Annotated in this window: 19 protein-coding genes and 2 tRNA genes; 5 read left to right on the plus strand and 16 right to left on the minus strand. The window is 50.8% G+C overall.

What is annotated here, in order from left to right:
- Positions 1-14: 14 nt before the first annotated feature.
- Positions 15-4,352 carry a fibronectin type III domain-containing protein gene (locus AAA857_RS03235; RefSeq protein ID WP_338173063.1) on the minus strand — a complete coding sequence of 1,446 codons (4,338 nt, stop codon included), beginning with the start codon at positions 4,350-4,352 and terminating at the stop codon, positions 15-17.
- A gap of 144 nt (positions 4,353-4,496) precedes the next feature.
- Between AAA857_RS03235 and AAA857_RS03240 the strand changes: the two genes are divergently transcribed.
- Together AAA857_RS03240 and AAA857_RS03245 are read left to right on the plus strand one after the other, a co-directional pair.
- Positions 4,497-4,985: a hypothetical protein gene (locus tag AAA857_RS03240; protein WP_338173065.1), complete on the plus strand. Its 489-nt coding sequence runs from the start codon at positions 4,497-4,499 to the stop codon at positions 4,983-4,985.
- A gap of 9 nt (positions 4,986-4,994) precedes the next feature.
- The gene (locus AAA857_RS03245; RefSeq protein WP_338173067.1) at positions 4,995-5,438 is read left to right on the plus strand and encodes a pentapeptide repeat-containing protein; all 444 of its coding nucleotides are present in this window, start codon (positions 4,995-4,997) and stop codon (positions 5,436-5,438) included.
- Between the two features lie 5 nt (positions 5,439-5,443).
- Here the strand turns inward: AAA857_RS03245 and AAA857_RS03250 are convergent, their stop codons facing one another.
- Entirely contained in the window at positions 5,444-6,013 is a 570-nt protein-coding gene (locus AAA857_RS03250) for a hypothetical protein (RefSeq protein WP_338173069.1), read from the minus strand.
- A complete protein-coding gene (locus AAA857_RS03255) occupies positions 6,006-6,434 on the minus strand; it encodes a thioesterase family protein (RefSeq protein WP_338173071.1) in 429 nt (142 codons plus the stop codon). Before AAA857_RS03255 ends, AAA857_RS03250 begins: the two co-directional genes overlap by 8 nt.
- A gap of 95 nt (positions 6,435-6,529) precedes the next feature.
- On the opposite strand from AAA857_RS03255, the gene AAA857_RS03260 reads away from it, so the two are divergent.
- Positions 6,530-6,606, plus strand: a tRNA-Arg gene (locus tag AAA857_RS03260).
- 17 nt (positions 6,607-6,623) lie between these two features.
- Here the strand turns inward: AAA857_RS03260 and AAA857_RS03265 are convergent.
- The 6 genes from AAA857_RS03265 to AAA857_RS03290 form a co-directional block, all read right to left on the minus strand.
- The gene (locus tag AAA857_RS03265; protein WP_338173073.1) at positions 6,624-7,589 is read right to left on the minus strand and encodes a hypothetical protein; all 966 of its coding nucleotides are present in this window, start codon (positions 7,587-7,589) and stop codon (positions 6,624-6,626) included.
- 32 nt (positions 7,590-7,621) lie between these two features.
- The gene (locus AAA857_RS03270; RefSeq protein WP_338173075.1) at positions 7,622-8,284 is read right to left on the minus strand and encodes an HAD-IB family phosphatase; all 663 of its coding nucleotides are present in this window, start codon (positions 8,282-8,284) and stop codon (positions 7,622-7,624) included.
- Between the two features lie 49 nt (positions 8,285-8,333).
- Positions 8,334-8,570: a hypothetical protein gene (locus AAA857_RS03275; protein WP_338173077.1), complete on the minus strand. Its 237-nt coding sequence runs from the start codon at positions 8,568-8,570 to the stop codon at positions 8,334-8,336.
- A 96-nt stretch (positions 8,571-8,666) separates the two neighbouring features.
- Complete coding sequence (locus AAA857_RS03280) at positions 8,667-9,020, minus strand: hypothetical protein (RefSeq protein ID WP_338173079.1); 354 nt, start codon at positions 9,018-9,020, stop codon at positions 8,667-8,669.
- 47 nt (positions 9,021-9,067) lie between these two features.
- Positions 9,068-10,258 (minus strand): PKD domain-containing protein, encoded by a 1,191-nt coding sequence (locus AAA857_RS03285; RefSeq protein ID WP_338173081.1) that lies wholly within the window; start codon positions 10,256-10,258, stop codon positions 9,068-9,070.
- A 46-nt stretch (positions 10,259-10,304) separates the two neighbouring features.
- Entirely contained in the window at positions 10,305-10,694 is a 390-nt protein-coding gene (locus tag AAA857_RS03290) for a hypothetical protein (protein ID WP_338173083.1), read from the minus strand.
- 66 nt (positions 10,695-10,760) lie between these two features.
- Here AAA857_RS03290 and AAA857_RS03295 point away from each other — a divergent pair, with 66 nt between their 5' ends.
- Positions 10,761-11,576: a 3'-5' exonuclease gene (locus AAA857_RS03295; RefSeq protein WP_338173085.1), complete on the plus strand. Its 816-nt coding sequence runs from the start codon at positions 10,761-10,763 to the stop codon at positions 11,574-11,576.
- On the opposite strand, the gene AAA857_RS03300 is transcribed toward AAA857_RS03295, so the two are convergent.
- Entirely contained in the window at positions 11,568-12,752 is a 1,185-nt protein-coding gene (locus AAA857_RS03300; RefSeq protein ID WP_338173087.1) for a PD-(D/E)XK nuclease family protein, read from the minus strand. The two genes, AAA857_RS03295 and AAA857_RS03300, sit on opposite strands and share 9 nt — an antisense overlap.
- 85 nt (positions 12,753-12,837) lie before the next feature.
- On the opposite strand from AAA857_RS03300, the gene AAA857_RS03305 reads away from it, so the two are divergent.
- Complete coding sequence (locus tag AAA857_RS03305; protein ID WP_338173089.1) at positions 12,838-13,641, plus strand: PAC2 family protein; 804 nt, start codon at positions 12,838-12,840, stop codon at positions 13,639-13,641.
- Positions 13,642-13,646: 5 nt separating this feature from the next.
- On the opposite strand, the gene ligA is transcribed toward AAA857_RS03305, so the two are convergent.
- From ligA to AAA857_RS03335, 6 genes are all read right to left on the minus strand, one after another.
- Positions 13,647-15,851 carry an NAD-dependent DNA ligase LigA gene (ligA, locus tag AAA857_RS03310; RefSeq protein WP_338173091.1) on the minus strand — a complete coding sequence of 735 codons (2,205 nt, stop codon included), beginning with the start codon at positions 15,849-15,851 and terminating at the stop codon, positions 13,647-13,649.
- 33 nt (positions 15,852-15,884) lie between these two features.
- Positions 15,885-16,313 carry a DUF296 domain-containing protein gene (locus tag AAA857_RS03315; protein ID WP_338173094.1) on the minus strand — a complete coding sequence of 143 codons (429 nt, stop codon included), beginning with the start codon at positions 16,311-16,313 and terminating at the stop codon, positions 15,885-15,887.
- Between the two features lie 38 nt (positions 16,314-16,351).
- Positions 16,352-16,912 (minus strand): hypothetical protein, encoded by a 561-nt coding sequence (locus AAA857_RS03320; RefSeq protein WP_338173096.1) that lies wholly within the window; start codon positions 16,910-16,912, stop codon positions 16,352-16,354.
- Between the two features lie 12 nt (positions 16,913-16,924).
- A complete protein-coding gene (locus AAA857_RS03325) occupies positions 16,925-21,607 on the minus strand; it encodes a hypothetical protein (protein ID WP_338173099.1) in 4,683 nt (1,560 codons plus the stop codon).
- Between the two features lie 69 nt (positions 21,608-21,676).
- Positions 21,677-21,751 (minus strand) — tRNA-Pro (locus AAA857_RS03330).
- A gap of 9 nt (positions 21,752-21,760) precedes the next feature.
- Positions 21,761-21,964: a DNA-directed RNA polymerase subunit N gene (locus AAA857_RS03335; protein WP_338173100.1), complete on the minus strand. Its 204-nt coding sequence runs from the start codon at positions 21,962-21,964 to the stop codon at positions 21,761-21,763.
- Positions 21,965-21,971 lie beyond the last annotated feature (7 nt).

The following is a 21,971-nucleotide window of genomic DNA, read 5'->3' on the forward strand; positions in this document are numbered from 1 at the left end:
GACTCGCGCCTGAATCAATCTTCCCAGACAGCCCAGTCTTCCCAGCCTTCTTCGCGGTACCACCAGACGCCTTCTTCATCTTCCCACCATTCGGTACCGTTCTCGTCCATTGAGATTCCATCGTCCTCTTCGGTTGCTTCTTCAGTCCATTCCTCTTCGGACGAATGTTCCTCCTCATGGGTGTCTTCAGCACCCGTTTCGAGGCGGGTCTCTTCAGCAGTTGCGCCAAATTGGAAGGCGTCAGCACTGCTTCCAAGCATTGAGGATTCAATTCCTTCAGGGGCTTCTTCATGCAATTCTTTACCCTCTGCCTTAAGTGAATCAAGAGATTTGGAGGCGTTCAGGTCAAGACTCTTCGGCCCGGGGCTAACGTCTGGGGCAGCCATTGCTTCAGCATAGTAATCTTCTTCGTCGTCCTCGTCAAAATCGTCATCGAGTCTTGAACGCATGAAGATGGCTCCCCCAATGGCGGCAGCCACGAAGATAACAATGCCGATTCCGACCAATACTGGGGTCATGGAACTCGAAGCTCCATCACCTTCATCGTTGCTCTGACCGTCGTTGGTATTGTCTGTATCAACCACAAGTTTCTCCGAGAGCGTCCACCGTAACTCACCTTCAGTGCTGGCTGTAGGCGTGGTCATGGAATCGCACTGATTGGCTCCGCCGAACTCAGAGCATGAGAAGTAAACGACGTAGCCCACACCTTGAATTCCAGGGAACAAACCATCGGATGGCCCGTTGCGGATCGGCGAGAATTCCACTTGGACTGAGGCCTCCGCAGAAATGGTGAAGATTGGCGCGCTGCCCACACCAAAAGGCGCCTCAAAGGTGACTGGCGGAGGGGTTGTTGGAGTCACTTTCCAGGAAAACCCGAGGAGCACATCAAACGGATTCGGATTGGTGATGGTGCACGTAATGCGCTCGTCGGTACTGTTTTGCTCCCATGCGTAGGTTGCAGTTCCACAGTCAATCGTTCCAGCCAGCGTTGCATCCGGGAATGTCGTTTCGTTGCTGGTGTTGGAGGAGGAGTTGGTTTGATTTTCTTCTACGGCAGGTGATCCTTCAAAGTCGATCATGACCGCCATACCTTCGGTGTAATAGTACGGAGTGAACGTGTCCAGATGAATGTGTAAGAATCCACCGTATGCGCCAATTCCAGAGAGTTCCATCTCGTTTCCACGCACCTCTCCAATTCCCGCTGATACCTCTGAACCATTTTCATCGTTCGCAATCCATCCAACGATCATGTTTGCAAGCAGTACCTGTTGTTCGGCGATGTCTGCATTGACGAGGAGAACCGTTGAGAATGATGCGTTCTCAGTAAGGAGGATTGGCTCGACGGTCGTGAAGGACACATCAACGACGCCAAAAGCAGAAGATTGGTTGAATGCAGGGGTTAGTGGGCGGTCTATGAGTCCTCCTTGGCTTCCTTCGTATGAAACTGAAAGGGTCATTTGGCCAAGCGCTTCAATTGGGCCCAGAGTGGTGAGGTTAGAGATTGAAAACACCGCTATGCCTGATTCATTTGTTGTTTCAACGAGCGTGAAGTTATCGTTTTCACCGAGAATGTTCAATGTTAAATCCGCTCCAACAACACCCGAACCGTTCTCATGCAAATGAGCGGTAACATCCAACGCCCCATTCTTCTTCAACAAGAGATGTGAGGTGGTTTCATCGCTTGTAAATCCAAGATAGGTCACGTCAAGCGAGGTGGTTAACGCCGAGTCGTTTCTGGTGAACACTGGGCCAAACGCTGTCGCATCGTATGAAAAATTACCAAACTGGTCGACGCCAACAACGGTGACGAAGTAAGGCGTTCCATCAAGGAGGGCATTGCCTTCATTGTCAACGCTCAGCGTGGAATTAAAGACTGAAGCCGCTGTTGTCATGGAGGCACTCATTCCATTAAGTGAAGTGAAATTCACAGCACTGACGTAAATCTGATGTTCATTCACGGATGAATGTCCCGGGGACCAAGTGATGTCCAACGCGCCTCCAGAATCGCTGGGGCGGTCTACAGCCGTCACGTTCGGTATGTAGGACTGAGGGGGAGGGTAGGGGACGGTGATTGAAAGAGGGGCGGAGAGATTGCTGGTCACTCCGTATTGATGGACACTGCGGACATAGTAGTCGTATTGTTCACCGGGGGAGAAATTCATATCGATCGTGAAGTTGCTGATGCTGCTTGAATAGGTATCAAGGAGATCTAAGTCTTGATTCTGGCCCACCCTGTAGATGATGAATTGAAGCAGGTCGTCACCAAAATCGGTTTGATTCTGCCATCCAAGTTCCAAACTCGTGCTGTTCAGTTGATTGATTTGCAATATCGGAGTTGGCGGTAGGGCGATATTAGGTGCGCCTTCGGTGTAGGCAATGGTGGGGTTGGAAATCTCAAAACTACCGTTTCGTGTTGAGGAAAACAGCAGAGGTACGTTTAACGTTCCTGAACCACCGGTCATCTGTTGATTCAATACATTGGTGAGATTACGAGAGGGATGTGGATTAAGATTCACCTGAAATTCTGCATCATATGTAATGTTGAGATCTGTAAAGGTGAACATGCCCCCAGCCAATGTGCTCAACGAAAAGTTGACCGGAGACATTTGAATGCCGTAGCCATCGGTAATCCACGGCCAACTGAAACTCATAGCGCTCAACTGCGTGCTCAAGTTGTTGACTGGGTCGAGTATCTGAAGCGGTGCGAGGCCATTTGAGCCGTTTCCAGCATAGCCTGATGCGGTGTAATCAGCCATTGAATTATGGTCAACATCGTAACCAATTTCGTGCCAGGCACCTATGAACACCCCGTGCTGTGAACCTTCACCTGCGACGACAATGTGTTCGCGTATACCATCGCCATCAAAGTCTCCGAAATCGATGGACTTGGGCATGGTCCAGGGTTCCAATATTGCTGAAGCAGATGAGTCAACTCGTCCCTTGTTGCTGCCGTAAGTACGGAAATTGTAAGCAGTAAAGTTGCCATCTAATGTGCTCGAAATGCCATCGCCTTGGGTCAACTGAGGAAGGAGGAGCGAACTGTCCATGTCGTAATCGTGATCGATGATGGTCGCATTGGTGAGGTCCAAGAGACCATTGTGATTCTCCTCATCCCAAGATGTAAGGCGATTTTCAATTGAGCGGTGTCCAGTGCTACGTGTGGCAATGAAATCGAGGTCTCCATCGTTATCAAAATCGCCGTACACTGAATCCGTTCCGAGTCCATCAAAGCGCGTCACCAGCTCTGCAAAGGCCCCGTTTGGCGAATACTGCAGTTGGATGCATTGGCCTGTGGTATCCACCACGACCAACTTGTATGGGTTCAATTCACCATTAAACCGAGCCAGGTACATTGCCGTCAAAGAGGCTGTTGTAGTGCCTTGAGGAGTTTCGTAAACAACGGCCGAATCTACGCTTGAAAACCCGTTGGACTTGGTGCTAAATTCTGCAATATCAACTCCTCCACCGGTTCGGATGGTTACCAAGTCTGCATATCCATCATCGGCAACATCTCCAATATCCAAATCAATGACTGAAGAGGGGAGCGTAAAATTGGCCCGGGTTGGAAAGTTACCTGTGGTGCCGTTGTAGATGTGGATGCAGAGCAAACTGTCCACCGGTGCATACGTGACCACGTCTTCAAAGGAATCACCGTTCAAATCGGCAACCATCACCCGGGTAGCATTCGTACATGTTGGAACCCATGATGTGTTGGAAACGCCCGTAGTATTGGTATAACTCATGACCGTGAAGGCGGTCCCAACTCCGGTACTTGCATTTGAGGACGAAAGAAGGATGGCGTCTGCCAGACTGTTGTTTTCGATGTCACCAATGGCCGTATCGGTTATCGGCCCCAATGGAAAGAAGCCGCCAGTCAAAGTAGGTTCAAACCCAACGGTCATTCGAGCATCGGTTATTGCAGAACCGTAAGGAAGAAGGAAGTCGGAAGTGTTGGTACTGGCTTGGATGGGCCCATTTGGTTCGATGGCTAATGCAGATGAGTTGTTTCCATCTGCAAACATCGTCTGCAATCCAAAGTCTCCGTAACCGGTTTGATTGAATTCCCACTCATTCTCTCCGTTTTGGTCGAGGTCCAGCCATACCTTACCCGGCGACTGGGTTGTTCCAGAATCGGGAGAGAGGAAGAAAAGAGACTGTTCGATCGTAGTGTTTCGCTCCAAATCAAACCCAATTGAGGTGTGTGTGCCCCCGTTCATGGTGATTGTTTCTTGGGCTGTACCCGTGGAAAAAACAGAAATGGTGGTGGATTGGGCGCTAGCAAACATAACTGACCAGCCAGGGCCAACCATCATCAAAACAAGCAGGGTTCCCAGAATTTGACGGGATTTCATCTCAAGGCCTCATGGTTGGCTGCGCATTACCTGTTATGTTTGTTTTGTCGCGTTGAACGCTTAAATTTTCTAAAAATGTATCATTTTTCACAACATAAGGTTATGAAGGATTGAGTGTCGTTATGAGTCAAGAGGCGATTATTTTTGCGACTTACAGTTCAAGCCGGTGACATTGAGATTAATCTCGAAGGCGCCGCCATTCAAATTGACGAACAATTGGCTGCGGCCAAGATTGACCACACATGGACCATGCTCCTCGAACGCATCCGAGAGGCAAGAGAAAACGCACTTGAAGCCGCTGTGAATGCGGCAAGAGATGCCGGACTGCCAGAACGAGGGTCTGCGTTCCGCGCCCTTCTGGACAATTGTGCATTGTCGCGGAAACCTGACCAAGTGTTGGGCGCCATACACTACTTGCGCGACGTAGAGGGTGTTAGCGACAGTCCGCCTCGTGTGGTCAACCAATTGTTTAGTGATGCAGGCATTGACCCACCAGGCAATCTCTCCCTCTACCTCAACCGTCTGAAGGAAAGGAATTTCCTCATCGTCCCTCGTGGAAAGGATGAGAAAAATCGATTCGCAATCCTTACACCCGAAGGCCAAGCACACTTGGACAAGCGCTCCGGCGCTTGAGGTGCTCAAATGGTCATGTCCGGTGGAGGAAAAGGCGATCCTCGGGACGATGAGACAACTTCTGAAGAAGCCGAAGTGCTGGATTGGTCTTTTCAAAACAAGACCGAATCGCTCGTGAGAAAGGGGCGTCACACCGGTTCAAATTTCCGAAGGACCATCTTTGACAGGGCCGACCTAACCGAAGGGGATTTTACCCACTGTGACTTTCGTCGTGCTTCGATGGTTGATACCGATTTGATGAAATCTTCATTCGACCACTCGGATTTCCGTGGTGCTGATTTGAGAAAGGCAAGACTGAACCTTTCAAATTTTAAGAATTGTAAATTCAAGGGTGCCGACTTACGTGGAATACGAGGTAAATACGCAATCTGGCAGGGTAGCGATTGGTGGAACGCCACCATGGACGACGAATTGCGAAAGGCCCTTGCCAAAAAATGGCCAAAGCCTGAATGAAACATTCACTCCGATTCGTCTTGTACCACAATGACTTGGAGGTTGAGAGCCATCCGAGCTTTGGTGTTCAAGAGAGGTAACGCTGTTACCGCGAGACATAAGGACATGATCGCTCCACAAAGATACACCCATATTTCGTAAGTCAGCATCATAGCGTCACCCAAGTGCATTTGAGCTGAATCGTTGATGAGATAACTTCCATAAACGCCGGAAATCAGGCCAAGCACTGCTCCAGTTACACAGAGATACGCTCCGTTGATGTTCAATCGATGCAAGAGAGGCGTCCCGATAAGCAAGCAAATCGTTGCTATTGCCAGCCCAATTGAACGGATCAGGTATCCCTTATTTGTTTGAACTTCGTCTTCAAAGGCTCTAAAGTCGTCCACGGATGTTGGCTCTCCACCCTGACTGTTTGGAGTCGCCAGGAAGGTATCAACCTGGGAATCCGTAAGCCCGCCTTGGTGCTGAAGCCAGTCTTGATAGGAGAACCCAGCCAGTAAAAGCGCGCTGAAAAAGAGGATGATGGCGATGTTCTTCGGCCCTCGGGTGTCTGGTTTAATGCCTTCATTATTCATTATCTACCCCTCCATCTAAATGGTTGAGCAGTCCCGTTTTGAGGCGCTCTGGAATCGGTGTTGGCTTCAGCGTATCCATGTCAACACAAACGGTGGTTTGGGATGATGACCAAACAAGATCTGCGTGTTGATTGATGAAACGATATTCCCAGACCAACGATGTGGTCCCGATATGGGAAATTGATATATGCGCTGAAATACGGTCGCCATACCTCATTGGCGCTTTGAATTCCGACGCGATGTTGATCACGGGAAAACCAACTTTCAGTTCTCCAAGAACCGTTGGATAATCCACGCCGCACATCTCAGGCCAAGTGGCTTCAAACACCCGATGTGCCAGGTCGTAGATTCTTGGGAAGTAGGCGATATTGGCCAAATCGACCATCGGGAATTCCACGGAGCGTTCAATCACTACGGCCATGGACTTTCCAGGCGTCTCAATTCAATGAACCCTTGTACGAAACAGGGCGTTGTATCACCCTCGCGCTTATATTGGGGCGGCTGGTCGGCCAAATTGGCCCTATAGTGTAGCTTGGATATCACAGAGGCTTGCGGAGCCTCGAACCCGTGTTCGAATCGCGGTGGGGCCGCCATTCAACCATGAATCAGCTCAAGCAAGAGCCAAGTTACGAATCTGCTCATCAAGGAGAGCGACGGTTGTTGCTTCTTCTTCAGTGATGGTTTCATCGTAAAAAGATTGAATCGTTGCAGGGTCGTAATCCTCACTCTCAATGGTTGTCAACAACTTCTTGGCGAGAGGGGGGTAAACTGAGGCGACCTTTCTGACAAAAATGGGGTCTGTCTGCCACTCGGATGAGTTGCGAAGAATTGCAGGAGATTCGGATAGATGGTCGATGAGGTCAAAGAAGCCGCAAAGCGTGTAATGTTGGGAGGTTTCGGCTAGATGGTCATCAAACATGTCATTCCACCAACTTTGACGTGGCTTTGAGTATTCTATCTTGAAGCCGCGAGCCAGTGGATTTCCAAAAGAAACGCGCCACTTCCATCCGTTTGTACCTCTCAAGGTAAAATGGTCAGATTTGGGGTCCAAACGCCCACCGTATTTCATGAAAAGATGTTCTGACAAGGATTCGGTGAGGGGACTCTCTCTTAACCCGTACATGGCGTACAATGCATGGCGTAGAGGGCCCATGTTTTCTTGAAGCCATGTCGACTCATCGTTCATGAGCCCCAGCAAATATGCTCCAAGGAGGTCGTATGCGGGCATTGAACCGTTGATTTGGACTTGAACGCATGCAGTTTTTGGTTGGTCGACAAGAGTTCCTTTGGGGTGGATTTCAACCTGGTCAAAAGAACTGTAATCAAAGGGGTTGTTCATTTTGTTGAGAAACCCGCCCATGTCAACACGATAGGTTGCAAGCGTTCCATTTACAATGATTCGACCAGCCTTGTCGAGAAACATTCGGTCTTGGTTTCGGGCTACGATACTGCTGACTAACTTTGCAGCCCGATTGGTTGCTTGAGCAGCCTCCAACATTTGGTTCAACAGCAATTCCCTTCGGTAATCTTGGACAACTTCACTCGCTTGGTTTTCTTCTTCATCGTCCGGACTCATGGTTTAGATGGCCCGTAAGGATATATGAACCCTCAAGGCCATTCCACAATTTCCCACTGGTGTGAGTGCGCGTGCTTTCGTAGAGACCCTTCTGGGTTAACAGCAATTGCATGCCCGCAGAGCTTCATAAACCACGAATCTGCAAGGGTATTTCCATATCCATAACATTGACTGAGGTCGTGATTGTTTTCCCTCGCATCCAATTCCACTACGGGGACTTTGCCTTTGCGACGGGGGACGCTCCAACCTCGCTCAGAACCTGACAAAATGCCTGTTCGCTCGCTTGGCCCGCAACCGTACACTGCGTCCATGTTGAGAACCTGAGCCATCGCTTCAGCCATGGGAGCAACGGTAGCCGTAACAAGGATCAAACGGTGGCCTTGATCACGATGCCACTGCAGTCGTTCCCAAGCTCCCGCTGAAACATGTTCTTTCAAGACATGTTCAGCCAAGTGCTCTGAATAGTTCTCAAGGACTTCCCATGACGCTAGAGATAGGTGGCCGCGGTTTCGGGCCGCATCGTAAACAGAACGACCTCGTAATAAATTGGTCAAAAAACCAGATGTCCATGCTACTGCACCCCATGGAATACGCCATGGACGACGTTTAGCGAGGTGAGCCGTGAGGGTTTTTTCGCTGGACGCATTGAGGAGCGTTCCATCGAGGTCGAAATAAGCAGCGATTTGCCCCTCCATATTGGTGCTGATGAGCGGGCCCTACATGAGACAAACCCACAATTCTCCTTTATTGGCTTGATTTTTTAGAAGGCTCATCGCCAATCAAACCGTACACGCGGCGACCAGCACGATGGTCCTGCCACCACGTGAGGGTGGCACCAAGATGTCGTGTGATGAAGAAACCTACTTTTCTTGGAGTAAGGCCGTGGTTGCGCATCCCTTGATCGTGGTTCAAATTAGCGACGATGGCTTGGGCAGAACAGCCTGGATTCGCTGAAACAAAATGTCGAACCTCACGACACATACGGTTGAATCGTGCTCTTTTTTGACTGCCTATACCTGTCCTGTTTGACATAAACGGCAAAATCTTGTTGAACCGTTATCAAAGATTCGTTGGGGGTTACTCGAACGAAACGGATTGGGTGGTCTTCCAGTTAGCCGTGGCCAACTTCTTGGCTTTTCCATCAGCGATGATCGGGTGAATCTTGTTGAGCCGTCCGTGCATTCCATGGACGTGAAACTTCACGCGCAGTTCTGCTGCTCGGTCTCGGTGAAGGGCTTCGTCTTGCTCATCGTCGAGTTCGACTGAAGCAAGTTCATGGCCTTGATTTGCGCAACGCACAGAAAGGGTGTTGTTTGCATAGAAGAGCGAGGGCCTGAAGTCCCAGTCGTCTGGATCATTCATCCAAACGGAGAGGTCAACAGACAAGGCGTCTCGAATCGTAACTCGGCTGACTTCAACTGTATCGACCATGATGACCATTCCTTTCCAAGGCGCCCCTCTTCATACACCTTTCTCTTTCAAACGCTGGAATCGCTGACGGCTACTTCCGATAAAGAAGGCCTCATAACGGTGATTTTAACGCTCAAAACCCAATCGTTCCCCGGGTCGGGGTCTGGCTCTCCAAATATTGAATCGGGGTCGGATTGTTGAGCAACAACCGACCAAATCCATTCGCCTTGGCCGGTTCGGTTTCCTCGGTCACCCAACAAGAAATTCAACAACTCTTCCTCTGAATCCGATACGAACAAACCTTCTTCACCTGGTGAATTCATTTCATCAAGCGACATTTCAGCCGTTGCGGGTTCATTGGTGGTGTAATTTCCGGCTTGGGTTTGAGCAGTTTTTCTATAATTATCATCAACGATATGGAGGACCAGTGAGAAGTTATCGTGTGGAGGTGCAATGTCTCGATCGAGTTCCAACAAAGCGTCAAAGGCGATGATGCGCCCGTTTTCGCCTGGTGTCAGATTCCCTTCCCATGTCTGACCCTGTTCAAGATACTCGTCCCAGGAAATGTCAATGGTTTCAGTGACCCAGACAACGTTGAACGTACGTGTTGTGATGTTCAATTCAAACGATTCTATCGCAAATGCTCCATCGCTGTCATCGATTCGAAGAATGCCATGAATCATGCCTGAAGTTGTTGTATCAAAGAGAACTTCGGGCGTTAAAGCGTCCAAATCATTGAGTGGGTCTCCGTCTCCATTGGTATCGACCTTGATGTCAAAGTCCCAAGAGAAGGCCATTTGCCCGCCTTCCGGGTCGTAAGATTCCGAGGCATCGAACAGGGCTGAATCTCCAGCGCGAACCGATGTGGGCATGCTGATGTTGATGACCGGCGCTCCGTTAACCAAAACAGTCGCAACGGCATCGTCGGTTCCGCCTTGGTCGTTGGTAACGGTCAAACGAACGATGTATTGCCCGTGATTTGGGAACGCATGAGAGGTGAAACCCACTACGGTTTCGGCGGTTGAACCGTCACCAAAGTCCCAACTGTAGCCGGTGATGATTCCCTCAACAGCGGAGGAGTCTCGAGCGTCCAAGGTTACCATTTCGCCTTCTTGAATGAGGGTTGGGTAGGCTTCCAATGTGGCCCGAGGAGAAACCGTTGTGTCCAAGGCTTGCAAGCAACCGGACAGCAATGACATGAGAACAAAGCCAACGGCAAAGGCGGTTGACACCTTTGTTCGCTTTAGGGAATGCTTCATGTTAGAAACGACCGGCCCATCCTTTCTAACTGTTCGGTTGAAGTGATTAAACAGAAGCCCTGTTTTCATGCCCGTCGAAGACGACGGTTTCGGATATATCCCCTTCGACCATCGCATCTTCATAGGGGTCTTCAACCTCTGACACATCATGGATTTCAACCTCATCTTGATGGGTAAATGACGGTGATGTACCTTCACTGAGTAAGTCTTCAATTTGAGCCTGACTGGCATCATAAGGCGCTGGAACGCTGTTCGCTAAGGGCTCCAAGACCGGGTCGTCTTCTTCGAACAGGGCGAGGGCTTCCGTTGCGCGTTTTTCCTGAGTGCGATGGAAGGTGGTCATGTCCTCCTCCAATACCGCAGGCTCTACAACAGGCGTATTACCTACAGAATCGGTTCTTCCTATGATTTGATTCAACCAACTTCGAAGCCCCATATTCCGCCCAAGGGCTCATCGGGTTTGAGAGTGATGTTCAAAGAGGAGCAGTTGCGGTGAAATGTCATGGGGCAAGACCTTTTCCAAGGCGAAAAAGTTCTGGCCTTTGACCTTGAGACCACCGGGGTGTCAACACAAGAGGACAAGATTGTCCAACTCGCTTTGATCGGCAGTGCTATCGATGGAACAGCGGTCAACTTCGAACGCTTGGTCAACCCAAAACGCTCCATACCCTATGATGCAAGTCGAATCCACGGAATTTACGACAGAGATGTTCGCAGCTTACAAGGGTTCGAAGCCGTGGCTGACGAGGTCGCTGAATTGATTGAAGGCGCTGTTTTAGTAGGCCACAATGTCAGAAAATTTGATTTCGCCATGCTAGAAAAGGAATTTCTCCGGCTCGGCAGACTTTGTCCGCAACCTAAGGCGATTATGGATACGCTTGAACTGGTCCGGAGACTCAAGATTCCAAGACCTCACAATCTTGGCTCACTTTGCAGCCGGCACGGAATTCGTCTGGAAGCCGCACATACTGCCGCTGCAGATGCTGCTGCAACGCTGTTGCTGTTTTGGCGACTCTCCGTTGAACATTCTCCAGCGTTCCGAAGGTCAATCCCCGAACTTGAACGATGGATTGTTCACGGCGAAGGAAACACGGACGCTTCGGAACTTGGCAGAGGTTTGAACGACTTGGAACCGGTGGATTCCTTAGGAAAAGTTCGTCGCGATGGTGCCCATTACGTTGTCTCTTTTGGCCGTCACAGAGGAAAACATCTTTCTGAAATTCAAGCAATAGACCCCGGTTATGTCGGGTGGTTGCTTTCCCCTAATGGAATCGAATGCGAAGATACGCGGCAATTGTTGCGCGAACATCTACGCTGAGAGGGGTTCGTACGGTTCGCCGTCCGGCAAAGGATTCCACGGAAGAACATCACACCACGGGCCAACTCGCCAGGAACGTCGAGCCGTCATGATCGACCCGAGAAACAGCGGCCCTTGGTAGCCTTGAGTTCGCAATTCTTCGAGGGCATCTTTTCCACGACCGTCGAATTTTGCTGAAACTCGGTTGCCTGTTGGGATTGCTCGTCCGGTCTCATCCAATGGTTCGCAAAGTTCCACAACGCCGACACCGCTGACGTCGTCGTATTGATGCAAAAGGACGACGGCATCGCTGAAATCATCTTTGTGAAGGGTGCCGGACTCTTTGCGCCAAGTCCACCAGTGCGGGCACCACGCCTTCCAATCGCAGAACCCTCCACAACTGTCCGGTCCAGGGGTTGGCTCCATGGGAATGGGGGTGGCTTGCGTTGCCTCCCAAGCAGCGTATGCGTCTTCGAGGACGCTTGGCCCTAGAGCAGCCCACTTGCTTGCTGTTTTGGTGTACCATCCTTCAGTACGAACCGGTGGCGCGCTTGGATTGTTAGCGAGAAGAATGTCCCGATACATTCGGAGTTGGCGATTTACTTCGGTCTTCAGTTCCTTTGTTGGTGCGTTGCCAGTTTTTAGGTCTGCAACCAGCCAGCCTTTCATCGTGCCATCCTCGGCCATATCTGCGAACAATAAATCCAAGCGGCCCATTAGACGGCCGTCACTGGTTTTGAGTTCGCCCTCTACGGCGATGGTGAGTTGTTGCAATCGCTTCCAAAGGGCAACGGTGATGTCTTCATGGGGCAGTTCGCGCGCCCCTAAGTGGTCAAGCAAGAGAATAACGCCCCCTCGTTGTTGTTTGAGCGCTTCCTTCCATTTGTCTTCTTTCCAATTGGGGCGTCTGGGCGTAGCCATGAACACTGCCTTTTCCTCTTCCCAACGTATTTTGAGAACACGCTCTGCCTCACGGGGCAACCATCCTGCTTCCTTATCCCCGCGTCCTGAAAGGTCCAAGTTGAGCAAATCTTCAATCGAAGCGTGGACTGCGGTTCCAAGCGAGGCCGCCATTCCCGCCTTCCGTGGGAGGCGTTGTCGGCTGAGCCAATACATCCTCGGACAAGTCTCGTAGCGATTCCATGCGGAAGGCGAAAGGCTGTGTGGACGTGGCGAAGGAGTTTCGTCAGCGCTCATGGCTGTTGGTGAACCTTGTCAATGATGAAGCCTTTGATGTCATGGAGCCAAAGCGTTGAAGGCGCACGGTCCGTTAGAGGAACTCATGGATGGCCCAAGTCTTCGAATCAATACCATTATTGAACAAGAGAATACCATGGTTATTGCTTGCTTTCCAAGTGTTGGAATGGTTTCAAGTATTGTAGCTCACTACCTCATCGACCATTTGGAATTGGAGTTCGTCGGCGGCCTCGTCGATGACCGCCTACCTACCCTTTCTTTGATTCAAGAAGGTGTTCCCTTGCCCCCAATCCGGGCCTATGCTGGGAAGCCTCAGTGCAGCATTGATGGCTGTGACCAGGTGATTCTGCTCATGAGTGAAATGGTTGTTCCCGAACCTCTCGTTCACAAGATCGTATGGGCTTTGTTTGAGTGGTCCAAGGAGCACAAAGTATTGGCTGGTATCGTTATCGATGCATTCGCTAAGGCGGGCATGAAGAGCAATATGGACGGTGTTGAGCCCGTTGTCGAATACGAAGACACAGACGGTATCGATGTTGTCGGGATCGGATGCAACGAGACCGTTCGAGATATGCTCAAAGAAATGAATATCCCTCTGCTCCAACAAGGAGTCATCCGTGGAATGAATGCTGGCATCCTAAGCGAAGCAACCCGCAGGGGCCTGGGCACCATGTCCATCATGGTCGAAGCTGACCCTCGTTGGCCCGACGCTCGTGCTGCAGCAGTACTCATTGAGAAACTGAATACGCTTCTCCCAAGCATTGACCTTCCAAACCAGCCACTGATCGAAGAAGCTGAGAAACTTGAAGCACAACTCAAAGCACTCATGGACAGTGCTGGAAAAAGCGAAGACAGTTCTCCCAGTACCAACGCTATGCTTTACGGTTGAATTCATCAAAAGTCAAAAAGCGAAGGTTGTCCGACGTTTCCTTTCTCGGCTGATGGAACAGACGGTGTAGGTGCTTCTGAATTCAGTTCACTCAAAAGGTCGGCTTCACTCCATACTGCGATGCCCAAAGATTCTGCTTTTGCTTTCTTTGACCCTGCTTGTTCACCAGCAACAAGAACGCCGAGTTTAGCAGAAACGCTTCCCACCACTTTACCGCCTGCGTCTTGTATGATTTGTTGGATCTCTTTTCGAGGCTTACTTAGCGTTCCTGTCAGACAAAAGGTTCGTCCTTCAAACGGCCCGCCAGCCGCTAGGAGGGGTTGGGGTTGGACGTCAATAAGAGATAGCAAATCCTCAAGCATTTGTTTGCGCTGATGCAACCCATCTCTGAAATGCAGGGCAACGACAGAGCCAACGCCATCAATGCCCATGAGATTTCGCAGTGCCTCATTGTGGGTGAATGGCTTTCCATTCTCTCCAACAGGTGGGCCAAAACTGGCTTCGCCAAAAGCAGCATGGGCGGCCTCCAACCATTGCATCAAGCCCGGTGCATCGTGAAGTTTTTGGGCCATTGCTGTTGCAAGTTCGGGCCCGATTCCCGGCAATCCTAAGGCATGAAGAAAACGCCCGAGTGTCATCGCCTTGGATTTTGAAATCTCATTGAGAACGTTGTTCGCGGTTTTCTCTCCTGTTCGTTCAAGGCCCATGAGTTCGTTGAACGTCAACCGATAGAGGTCTGCAACCGTTGTGATAACGTGTTCATCGAGAAGTTGCTCAACCAACTTTTCCCCTATGCCGTCCATTTCTAGTGAACGGCACCAGTAAAGAATTGACCTGCTTGTTCTGGCTTCGCAAAACAATTCCGGGCACTTGAGGAAAGCCCCCTCTCTCTCAATGCCCCCTCCGCAAGCAGGGCAGGTTTCAGGTGCTAAAATGGCGACTTTGTCCGGCAGTGTTGCCTCATAGCGTTCACCGGAGGCATGGGTGCGTCCAAGGAGGTCTGCTTCACTTGCTCTCCCGAGTCCCTTTTCGATCTTTGGAATCACATCTCCTCGGCGCACAATGAGAATTTTATCGCCGATGTTAACGTCCAATCGTTGAACTTCTCCTAAATTGTGCAAGGTTGTATTTTCAACCGTTACACCCCCAACCCTTTGGGGTGCGATTCGGGCCACTGGAGTGATGTTTCCGGTTCTTCCTGTCTGCCATTCAACGCCCATGAGGACCGAGGTGGCTTCTTCGGGAGGGAACTTCCAAGCCAGGGCCCAGCGTGGATGGTGGGCGGTCATTCCCAATGTTTCGCGCTGGGCTAAATCGTCAAGTTTGAAGACCACTCCATCGATTTCAAACCGATAGGCACTCCGCTGACTCAGCCAATCTTGGGATTGGTCAAACAGGAGTGTTCCCGTCGTTGCAGGCGATTCACCATCATGGAGCGCCCATTTTGCTGGCTGGATTCCAAGAGACTCTTCCATCCAAGCGAGAATTTCAGTATCGTACCTAAAGGATGGAATCTCCATGCTGTCGGGGTGGCGGTTTTCTCCTCGAGGAAATTGAGCGTCGTAAGCCTGGAAGACCAAATCAGAAGCGTCAGCCTTACCGTCATCGTGCTTTTGTCGCAAAGCCCCTGCCGCAAGGTTACGAGGATTTGGAGAGACGTCCCTGTACGTTGATTCGAAGACAGAAAGCGGCATGACAACTTCACCGCGGACGTGAAGATCTACTGGGAGGGGCAGCGCTTCTGGGACATTCGCAATTTTACGGGCGTTGCGTGTTACGTCTTCTCCACGCTCTCCACTTCCTCGCGTGGCCGCCCTTACCAATCGGCCAACGCGATACTCCAGCGAGAGAGCAGAACCGTCCAATTTCGGTTGGGAGAGAAAGCGCTTCGAACCTTGTGTGGTCGTGTTAACAAAATGAAGAAGTTCTTCCTTTTTATTCGCCTTGTCAAGACTTCTCATTGGAAATAAATGTTCAACCTTAACGCTGCCGGGAGCGATGTCAGCGCCCACCCGCCGTAGTTGTGGATGATTGGGTTCAAGTTGCTGAAGTTCATCCCAAAGTCGGTCAAAATCAGCGTCGGAAAGTTCGGGTGCAGCGAGATTGTAGTAGAGGTGCGAATGGTGGGCGATTTGTTCGGCGAGCCAGTCGACTCGCTGCGGCGAATGGTCCGGATTTGGAACTTCGCCGCTCATGGTGTTAACACGCATGCGACAGGATAAGAAGCATCGCTTTTGAACGCCTCAATCAAACTTCAAAGCAACAAATTCGCTGTTCTCCAACGGGCAACGCGTCATGATGGCTTCGGTGAGCAAACGAAGGTGAAGTTCGGCCACGACATGGACCGTTGCTTCGAACATATGGCCTGCATGAGGCGTGAGATTATCGTCTGAAAAGGTAGCATGCAAGTGGGTGAACGCGTCGCCATTCTCACGCCGTGCTAAGTTGCCTTGGAGCGTTACAAGTTCGCTACCGCCCGTGATGGTTCGTCGATGGTAATGATGGTCGTCGTCCATGTAGCCGTAAGTACTGTCCCGTGTCCTTCCAATACCACTGGTAATCGCTGCAGCATCAAACCCGATTTCGTCGGCTAGCGTTTGCAGTGAGGCATGAATTTCCTCACCGGGGTCAAGTCGTAAAAAAACATCATCGCCACTTCGTGTCCATTCCATAACACCGCTAGGCGTCGGCACTCCAAGAGAATAACGCTTCATTCTTCTTGATCGCCAACGAAACGCTTCTGAGAACGCGACTGCTCCATGGCCAGAATGTATTCTTTGGCCGTCCCCAACGAAGTAGGGTCTCCGCCAAGCGGAAGGGGGCCAAACGGGCCCCATCCATTTCGCAGGAGCATGATTCTGCGTTTTGGTTGACGCTTAGCAAGTCTGAGTCGCTCCCAAGCATAGCTTTGGCCGTCCGCAAAAAGATGGGTTGAGGTGATCGCGTATCGTTTAGGAACGGTCAGAGAAATGAGATGAAGGCAAAGAAGCACATCCCATACAATCGCGTAGATGACCGGAGTGTTGCTCGCCTCAAGCAAGCCCCACGGCAGAACCATCATCGCTGCCATTGAACCAAGATTCCCCCATTGCCGAATCAATTCATGGCTCCCCTCGCTTTTCCATGCAAAGCCTCCGTTAGCGAGCATTCCTAATTCCGGAATATCCCTCCGTTGCCGCGTCAACCAAAAGGCATCCCAAGCAAGTATGACTGCAAGAATACCTACCGCAGCGAACGCCATTTGTTCGGGCGTTGGTAGAAAGGAGGTCAACCGTTCCACTCCTCAAAGGTGAGTTTCGTCGATGGATGTAAATTCACCCGGGCCACCTTTCCGGAGTCGAGCGAAGAACATCAATACGGCAATACCAAACAATGTTACAACAAGCATGATGGCATTGATGTTATCGTTGCCTGAATCCGCTTCGACCCCTTCAAGACTGTCCGGAATACCATCACCATCATCATCCATATCAACGGTCAGCCAAGAGGTCACTCCCTCCGGGCAGTTGAGGTCGTCCGGCTGGGTATCTCCATCGGTGTCCAAATAAGCACATCCATCCAATGGGAAGGCATCTTTCACGTCGGTAAATCCGTCGTTATCGTCATCCAAATCGTAAATATCTGGGCCACAGGTTCGCCCAAGTGTTGAGTCGAACCAAGTGTCAGACTGACATGTGCTCAACCAATCGAGGTCGGTATCAAGCAATGTATATTCAATATCAACAGAGGTTGAGGATGACAAACCATAGGAATCGGTCGCTGTAACTTCAACAACATAGAACCCTGCTGTTAGATCGGTGATGTTGAACACTGGTTCGTTTCCATTCTGGAGGACAGCGTTGCCTGAAACATCGTAAACTTTCCATGAAATGATGATGCTTTCTACGCCGTCGATGTCGTCTTGAACGCGAACCGCAGCTCGAATAGAATCGCCTTCCATCACACGTCCACCAGCCATTGGTTCGGTAAGTTCAGCGGTTGGTGCCTGATTGACAACGAGTGAAATCACAACGTTACGGTCCGCTGTTGCAAGTGATTCAACAAAGATTGAGGCTGACGGGGACCCTGCGGAGGTGGCGGTAAAGGATGCTGCAGTTGCAGTAGAATCGGATGAATCCGTTATCATTCGAACGATAATTTCAGCATCTATGGTCGTTCCCATAAGGTGCATCTCTGGTAGAGATGAGTTTGGGAATTGAACGGTGAACTCAGCATTCAGTGGAATTCCATTGCGCTGCGCATCAAGAACAAAGGTACGGTAAGCGTTGAAACTGCCGCCTTCCGAGACTTCAATTCCATTATGACTTCCATCCACTAGGTCAACATGAGCACCGTAATTCTCAACCAGACCGAGAAGATTCGTATCTTCGAACCGAACATCGTAGCCCTCTGTCGAAAGTGAGGTGCTGGCGGTAATGGAACTGGAACGAACGACGAGTGGCGTTGCCTGTTCGTCAGTGTCAAGATGCAAACCTAGCCCTACTGCGAATTGCTCAATGGTCACGTTGGTAAGGTACAGAGGATCCAAAGAACGCCCGTGATGGAAAACTACGGCTGTCCCTGAACCATCGCCTGAAAGGTGAACGTTCGTGATGGTTCCAGCACTTCGGTCAATATCGATTCCTGGTGCGCCTGTGAGATTGATGTCTTGGAGGTTGAGTGCTTTGTTTTCTGAGCCAATGATTCCTCCAAGTCCTCCTGTCACTCCGTTGACGTCAGAAAGGGCAAAGGTTCCATCGATTGAACTGAGAGAAATGAGGGAACCTGTTCCGCTGAATGCATGTGCATGGACTCCGTCAACCTGACCTGTAACTCCGGTCAAGTCCAAACCTTGTTCAATTCCACCGCCCAGCGTTATCTTTGATACGGAGAGGGAGGTTTGACGCGCCCACAACCCAGGTCCACCGCAATCGGAAAGCGTCACGTTGGACATCGAGAAGATACCGGTTGATTGGAAGACTCTGAGGCAGCCGTTTCCTGCGTCTTGAAGGTGGGAGTCTCTCAATTGGACCTCAGCATTGCTACCTGTTTCAACGGTGATGAGGCTCTCCGATGCGGAGCGGGCGAAGAACACGCCGTTAGCGCTGAAAGAGCCATCACCGTTGATGCGTACGGCAGGAGCGGCTTCAACAACTGTTGCACCCGCAAGGTCAATTGAGGCCCCTGCAGAATCTCCGAGAATGAGGCCACCCCAACGTGCACCTGAACCGGTTGATGCAAGCGTTGCTTCATCGACATCCATTGTACCGTTCACGGTAATGGTGGCGTCATTGGACACGCGCAGTGATACGCCATCTTGAACGGTCATGGTCGCATCTTTTGATAGGATAAGGGATGATGAGAGCGTGTATGGACTCCATTGCTTTTCAAGAATCAACCAATCGTTAACGGTTCCAGACGGTAGAGTTGAGGCCATGAAGGTGTGTTCAAACGATACGTTCGTATCCCAAGAGATGAAATCGAGAAGACCGTTTGCTGAAATGGTTAACATCACTGTTCCGTACCAGTTTTCACCTGAACTATCAACAACAAGCGATGGGTGGGATAGGAAGCCATACCCGTTACTGTTGGTTTGAGTGGTTGCTCCTGCAACAGAAATCAACGCACCTTCAACCGGAGACCCTTTGTCGAGAACCGTCACGTATGCCTGAGAAAAGGATTCGAATTTTGCATCGTTTAGAACCGACACTTGAGTCGGAATTCGCCCTTCGTTTTGGCGAACCTCGCAATAAGGCTGTAGTGCAAGGCTGCCGTCGAAATGAATTCCATTAACCTGTTTTTGAACGGCACAATTCCACGTTACATCGCCGTCAATTGTCAAGAATGACTCTTCATCAACGACGCTTGATAGCGCTCCAAGGCGTCCTTGAGGAGATACAGAAAGCGAGGGTGCTTCAATTGTACTTGCTTCACCCTCTAACACGCCAGTGCCGAGAAGAGAAACGGATTCTGAAGCAGGTACGATGAGCACCGTATTCATGAGCGTCAACTGGGCTCCGTCTGAAATCGTAAGACTGCCCGTAAGTTGGTGGGATGCTCCGTCGGGGCGAGGGCCTAAGATGACCACTTTGCTCGATGGAATGGTCCAATCCCCGGCTGGAATGATTGGAACCTGAACGGACTGACCGATGTAGCCGCCCGTAAGAACAACACGAACACCGGCTCCTTGGTACGTAGCATCGATGAGGGAGCCTGAAGATGAAAGAGGGAGCGTCAGTGCGCCGTTTGAATTCGCTACGAATTCAAAGCCATGGACTACCACATTGGCCTCAATCGGTTGGCCGTCCAAATCAGTGAACGTCACGGGGGTTTCTTCCAAAAAGTAAGATTCAGCCGTGTTAATTGTTGGCGAGCTTTCGCTTCCATAGTAGAGCACCCCTAGACCCGAGGCATCACCGGCTCCTTGTGCGGTGTTGATCGGTTCAAAGAATCGAACGGTAGCGGTAGCGGTGGAGGTCTCGAGCAGGAGGGCAACATCGTGAAGTGTACCTGTTAAGTTGATCGCTTGAAGATGTGACTGTCCAACCAAATGGACGCCATAGGTCTGTGCAAGTGTGGAAATGTCCTCTGCTGTAACATCACTGTTGATGAGATGCAGGCCTGCCGTTGAGCCTTGGTGGGCATTCAACGAGGCAATCGTTGCAACACTTCGTTCCATTCGCATTCCGATGGAGGTATTCTCGGTGTTCATTTCACCAAGGTTGAGGTCAGCATACCACGCGTTCACACCAACAGAGGAAGAATCCCCCGATTGAAAGGATTTGTGAATGGAAATACCATCCCAGTCGTGTACACCACCCAATGCGTCGATTCCCGTAGATTGAACGTCCCCCAACTCCACACCGACCGCAGAAAGGAGAGAGGTTGGCGTTTGGATGTTAATTCCGACGCCATCGGTGACCACGTTCGAGTTTGCAATGTCCAAATGTCCAGCCCCTGACGCAAAGATTGCTTGCTGACTGGCTGTGATTTGGCTGTTTGTTAGTTCGTGAGTGCCGCTTCCTGAGAGCGACATGCCTCGTGAAGTATTGAGAAGGTTCAATCCATCATAGGTGCATTGTCCCGAGCATTTCATGTCCACCACGTAGCGGGAGTCCTGGTGGGTAGCATTGAATTCAACATCGTGAAGTTCAAACCCTGAAACCGAGGTCCCTAACAGCATTCGCTGTCCAGAAAAAACGGCTTGATTTATTTTGAGATCGTCTGAATTCGCAGCATCGATAGCGATGGCCAGGTTGGCTCCCACGACATTTGAGATGTTGATAGCGGCCCCTGGGTTAGCGGCGATACCAACCGCAGCATCATCAAGTTCAAGCCCGTCCACATGAAGCGAGCCACCGTGTGCCCGGACGCCAATGCCAGACTGTGACACGTCAAAATCGGTTACAATCGCAGTCCCGGATGAATCAAGTCCAACGGCTGTATCGGTCACCTCAGCATTGCTCAAGGTCAGTGACCCTGAATCAAGGTAGACCGCTTCATAGTCCATACCTTGAGCAGTCAGGTCGTCAACAATAGCGGTGCCCCCATGTACGGCAATACCACGGTATGCATCGTTTAGGGTGAGGCCGTTAGCATTCAACGTCCCTTCTACGCGAAGTGCTGCTGAAGCGTTTGAAATCGAAACCTCGTCCAATGTTGCCGTTCCGGTGGGCGTTATAACAAGGCCAATCCACAGTCCTTGACCGTGTGAGCCTTGGGTGAGCGGGACTGTTGATGAGAAGAATGAGGTTTGGTCAGCATCCAAGGCCCCCTCAACGGTTAACGAATACGTTTTGGCGTCAACCGTTGTTCCGGGTTCAAGCGTCAGTGTAGCTCCTTGGTCAACGGTGACGTTTCCCTCAAGGATAACGGTTCCTGACCAAGTCGTGTTAACGGTGACCGTGCTGTCTGCTGCAGGGACCATTGGAACCCAAGCCATGGTGACCATTAGGGAGATGAGGAGAAAGGCGGGTAGGCTTCGCATGATTCTGCGTTAACTCCCCGCCATATCAAACCAAAGGCTTCGCGTCAATGAATGCAGGTCATTCAAGGATGGGCCCGCCCGGATTTGAACCGGGGTCTGACGGCCCCCAGCCGCCAAGTATAGGCCAAGCTAACCCACGGGCCCGTTGTGATCTCAATTTCGAGCTGCACTGAACGGTGCGATCTCTTGAATGAGGTCGAGGTGGCCTACATACATGCGTCGGCAGCAGTAACGGGCGAGGCCCACTTCATCGAGGGCTTCGGCGTCGGTTTTGCCTTCGCTTAGCAATATTTTGAATTCTTCCCATTTGTGGGCGACAACGGCGCCACAGCTGAAACATCGTACTGGAATAATCATGATATCA

The organism is Candidatus Poseidonia alphae, from assembly GCF_943787815.1.
In the GTDB taxonomy this organism is placed as follows: domain Archaea; phylum Thermoplasmatota; class Poseidoniia; order Poseidoniales; family Poseidoniaceae; genus Poseidonia; species Poseidonia alphae.

What these genes read in the sequence shown, in the direction of transcription:
- AAA857_RS03235 (WP_338173063.1), bottom strand. Translation starts at nt 4,352, where the DNA reads ATGAAATCCCGTCAAATTCTGGGAACCCTGCTTGTTTTGATGATGGTT.
- AAA857_RS03245 (WP_338173067.1), top strand. Translation starts at nt 4,995, where the DNA reads ATGGTCATGTCCGGTGGAGGAAAAGGCGATCCTCGGGACGATGAGACA.
- AAA857_RS03250 (WP_338173069.1), bottom strand. Translation starts at nt 6,013, where the DNA reads ATGAATAATGAAGGCATTAAACCAGACACCCGAGGGCCGAAGAACATC.
- AAA857_RS03255 (WP_338173071.1), bottom strand. Translation starts at nt 6,434, where the DNA reads ATGGCCGTAGTGATTGAACGCTCCGTGGAATTCCCGATGGTCGATTTG.
- AAA857_RS03265 (WP_338173073.1), bottom strand. Translation starts at nt 7,589, where the DNA reads ATGAGTCCGGACGATGAAGAAGAAAACCAAGCGAGTGAAGTTGTCCAA.
- AAA857_RS03270 (WP_338173075.1), bottom strand. Translation starts at nt 8,284, where the DNA reads ATGGAGGGGCAAATCGCTGCTTATTTCGACCTCGATGGAACGCTCCTC.
- AAA857_RS03275 (WP_338173077.1), bottom strand. Translation starts at nt 8,570, where the DNA reads ATGTGTCGTGAGGTTCGACATTTTGTTTCAGCGAATCCAGGCTGTTCT.
- AAA857_RS03280 (WP_338173079.1), bottom strand. Translation starts at nt 9,020, where the DNA reads ATGGTCGATACAGTTGAAGTCAGCCGAGTTACGATTCGAGACGCCTTG.
- AAA857_RS03285 (WP_338173081.1), bottom strand. Translation starts at nt 10,258, where the DNA reads ATGAAGCATTCCCTAAAGCGAACAAAGGTGTCAACCGCCTTTGCCGTT.
- AAA857_RS03290 (WP_338173083.1), bottom strand. Translation starts at nt 10,694, where the DNA reads ATGGGGCTTCGAAGTTGGTTGAATCAAATCATAGGAAGAACCGATTCT.
- AAA857_RS03295 (WP_338173085.1), top strand. Translation starts at nt 10,761, where the DNA reads ATGGGGCAAGACCTTTTCCAAGGCGAAAAAGTTCTGGCCTTTGACCTT.
- AAA857_RS03300 (WP_338173087.1), bottom strand. Translation starts at nt 12,752, where the DNA reads ATGAGCGCTGACGAAACTCCTTCGCCACGTCCACACAGCCTTTCGCCT.
- AAA857_RS03305 (WP_338173089.1), top strand. Translation starts at nt 12,838, where the DNA reads ATGGATGGCCCAAGTCTTCGAATCAATACCATTATTGAACAAGAGAAT.
- ligA (WP_338173091.1), bottom strand. Translation starts at nt 15,851, where the DNA reads ATGCGTGTTAACACCATGAGCGGCGAAGTTCCAAATCCGGACCATTCG.
- AAA857_RS03315 (WP_338173094.1), bottom strand. Translation starts at nt 16,313, where the DNA reads ATGGAATGGACACGAAGTGGCGATGATGTTTTTTTACGACTTGACCCC.
- AAA857_RS03325 (WP_338173099.1), bottom strand. Translation starts at nt 21,607, where the DNA reads ATGCGAAGCCTACCCGCCTTTCTCCTCATCTCCCTAATGGTCACCATG.
- AAA857_RS03335 (WP_338173100.1), bottom strand. Translation starts at nt 21,964, where the DNA reads ATGATTATTCCAGTACGATGTTTCAGCTGTGGCGCCGTTGTCGCCCAC.